The sequence below is a fragment of the Flagellimonas taeanensis genome (assembly GCF_003584105.1).
GTDB classification, from domain to species: Bacteria; Bacteroidota; Bacteroidia; order Flavobacteriales; family Flavobacteriaceae; genus Flagellimonas; species Flagellimonas taeanensis.
The window spans coordinates 1-2,980 of the sequence record NZ_QXFO01000012.1 but is presented as its reverse complement, the minus strand read 5'-3'; the positions used below and the strand labels follow the sequence as shown (position 1 = coordinate 2,980).

At 53.3% G+C, this 2,980-nt stretch carries 3 protein-coding genes; 2 read left to right on the top strand and 1 reads right to left on the bottom strand.

The features are described from left to right. Nucleotides 1-32 precede the first annotated feature (32 nt). Nucleotides 33-1,922 (top strand): BspA family leucine-rich repeat surface protein, encoded by a 1,890-nt coding sequence (locus D2V93_RS06485; RefSeq protein WP_119618862.1) that lies wholly within the window; start codon nt 33-35, stop codon nt 1,920-1,922. 332 nt (nt 1,923-2,254) lie between these two features. Here the strand turns inward: D2V93_RS06485 and D2V93_RS18885 are convergent, their stop codons facing one another. Beyond that, complete coding sequence (locus D2V93_RS18885) at nt 2,255-2,380, bottom strand: hypothetical protein (protein WP_262696654.1); 126 nt, start codon at nt 2,378-2,380, stop codon at nt 2,255-2,257. On the opposite strand from D2V93_RS18885, the gene D2V93_RS06480 reads away from it, so the two are divergent. Next, nucleotides 2,379-2,980 (top strand): Ig-like domain-containing protein (locus D2V93_RS06480; protein WP_147377373.1); only part of this gene is annotated, 602 nt, incomplete at its 3' end. The genes D2V93_RS18885 and D2V93_RS06480 overlap by 2 nt on opposite strands.

Sequence of the window (2,980 nt, the reverse complement as noted above, 5' to 3'; positions counted from 1 at the left end):
CCTGATATTCACCGTAAAACAAAATTTTGATCATGAAAAACTACATCAAAAAATTAGGTGTTGCCATCCTCGCCATGGCCCTGGTATGGTCCTGCGGAAAAGATGACGGCCCGACACCGCCCAAGAACGCAATGCCCGTGATCGCGGCACAGGAGTTCAATGCCTTCGAGGGCATAAGCGACACCGAAGTGTTCGGTACGGTGGTCGCCACCGATGCGGACAAGGATGCCCTTACCTTCACCATCAAGACCAACGACAATGCCCTCTTCGAGATCACCGCTGGCGGGGAACTGTCCCTGGCCACGGGCAAGGCACTGGACTTCGCCACCAAGGCACAGCACACCATCACCGTGGAGGTGAGCGATGGGACCGACGCAGCATCGGCCACCATCACCATCAAGGTGGTCAAGGAGGGTACGGACCCCAACAACACCGCCCCGGTGATCGATGCACAGGAGTTCACCGTGGCCGAGGACATCACCGACACTGCGACCATAGGCACCGTGGTGGCCACCGACGTGGATGGCGATGCGCTGAGCTTTAACATTGTGACCAACGACACCGACCTTTTTATGATCAGTGGCACGGGTGTGCTTACCCTGGCCACGGGCAAGGCACTGGACTTTGAGACCAAGACCCAGCACAGCATCACCGTACGCGTGAGCGATGGCGACAGGACGGCCACCGCACAGATCACCATCAAGGTGACCAACGTGGTGGAGGATGGCGAAGTTGGTTTGGCAGACGACCCCGCTTCCTTTGTCACCACCTGGAAGACCACTGTTGCCAACCAGGAGATCGTTATCGGCACGGATAGCAACCTTACCTACGACTATGCCATTGATTGGGGAGATGGCACCGTGGAACAGATTACCAGTGGTGATCCACAAAGCCACTCCTATGCCACTGCCGGAACTTACACCGTGGCCATCAAAGGGAAGTTCCCTGCCATTATCAACTATAAAGAGGGGATGAACCTTACAGCACTTAAGCTGATGTCCATCGAACAATGGGGAAGCATAGTGTGGGAGAGCATGTTGTATGCCTTTGCTGATTGCGAGAACATGGTCTATAACGCCACGGACGTACCCGACCTATCCCAAGTGACAAATATGGGTGGTATGTTCAACTACGCCTCTTCCTTCAACGGGGACATCAATGGCTGGGACACCTCCAATGTGACCAAAATGCATATTATGTTCTTCGGGGCAACCTCCTTCAATCAGGATATTGGAAACTGGGATACGTCCAGTGTAGTCTACATGAACGGAATGTTCACCAAGGCCACTTCCTTTAACGGGGACATTGGCGCATGGAACACGGGTAATGTGACCGATATGGAACGAATGTTCGAAGGGGCGACTTCCTTTAACGGGGACATCAGTGGCTGGGACACCTCCAGCGTGACCGAAATGAGTTATATGTTTGTTGATGCGACTTCTTTTAATCAGGACATTGGCAGTTGGGACACCTCCAGCGTAATCGAGATGTACAGAATGTTCTTCGGGGCTACCTCCTTCAATCAAAATATAGGTGGTTGGAACACTGGCATGGTGACCAATATGGGCAGTATGTTCAATGGGGCTACGTCATTCAACCAAGACATTGGCGGTTGGGACACCTCCAGCGTGGGCAGTATGGAAAGGATGTTCAATGGGGCTACTGCCTTTGACCAGAACATAGGGGGCTGGAACCTGTCCAGTGCCTATGGTCTAGAACATATGCTTGATGGTTCTGGCATGTCCCCCGAGAATTACGGTGCCACCTTGGTCGGATGGGCCGGTCAACCCAATACACCCTCCAACATTAGTTTGGGTGCAGCGGGGCTGTCCATCGATTGTGGCAGCATGGCGCACAGTAATGCACGTGCCACGCTACTTGCTGAGAGGAGTTGGATCATCAACGATAGTCCTTGTAACTAAGTACCATACCATTTCTTGATAACGACCGGGAGGACCATAAGGTTCTTCCGGTTTTTTTGTTTACCAGTTACGTTATTGGGCTACTGGGTTCTTCCAGTATTCGCGATGCTTGTCATTCTGAAAAAAACGGAGTGTTTGAAGAATCTGATCCAGAAAGGGATTCTTCGATTGTCTGACGTCAGAGGTCTGAACATTGATTCGTGACCATTAGTGCAATTCGTGTCCACTAAAAAACACCCCTAAAGCCCCCTCAAGGGGACAGTTGCAGGCCGACACCCAACCCAAGCTCTTGACTCCGTAGTTTGTACTTCGCACTTCCGTTTCCCACAACCCTACCCCATCAACCCAAATGTCCCATCCGTCAACCCAACAGGGGCATCCATCAGATCATGGCCAAAACTTTCCTTGGAACGCCCCATCTTGTCCTGATATTCACCGTAAAACAAAATTTTGATCATGAAAAACTACATCAAAAAATTAGGTGTTGCCATCCTCGCCATGGCCCTGGTATGGTCCTGCGGAAAAGATGACGGCCCGACACCGCCCAAGAACGCAATGCCCGTGATCGCGGCACAGGAGTTCAATGCCTTCGAGGGCATAAGCGACACCGAAGTGTTCGGTACGGTGGTCGCCACCGATGCGGACAAGGATGCCCTTACCTTCACCATCAAGACCAACGACAATGCCCTCTTCGAGATCACCGCTGGCGGGGAACTGTCCCTGGCCACGGGCAAGGCACTGGACTTCGCCACCAAGGCACAGCACACCATCACCGTGGAGGTGAGCGATGGGACCGACGCAGCATCGGCCACCATCACCATCAAGGTGGTCAAGGAGGGTACGGACCCCAACAACACCGCCCCGGTGATCGATGCACAGGAGTTCACCGTGGCCGAGGACATCACCGACACTGCGACCATAGGCACCGTGGTGGCCACCGACGTGGATGGCGATGCGCTGAGCTTTAACATTGTGACCAACGACACCGACCTTTTTATGATCAGTGGCACGGGTGTGCTTACCCTGGCCACGGGCAAGGCACTGGACTTTGAGACCAA

What these genes read in the sequence shown, in the direction of transcription:
- D2V93_RS06485 (WP_119618862.1), top strand. Translation starts at nt 33, where the DNA reads ATGAAAAACTACATCAAAAAATTAGGTGTTGCCATCCTCGCCATGGCC.
- D2V93_RS18885 (WP_262696654.1), bottom strand. Translation starts at nt 2,380, where the DNA reads ATGATCAAAATTTTGTTTTACGGTGAATATCAGGACAAGATGGGGCGT.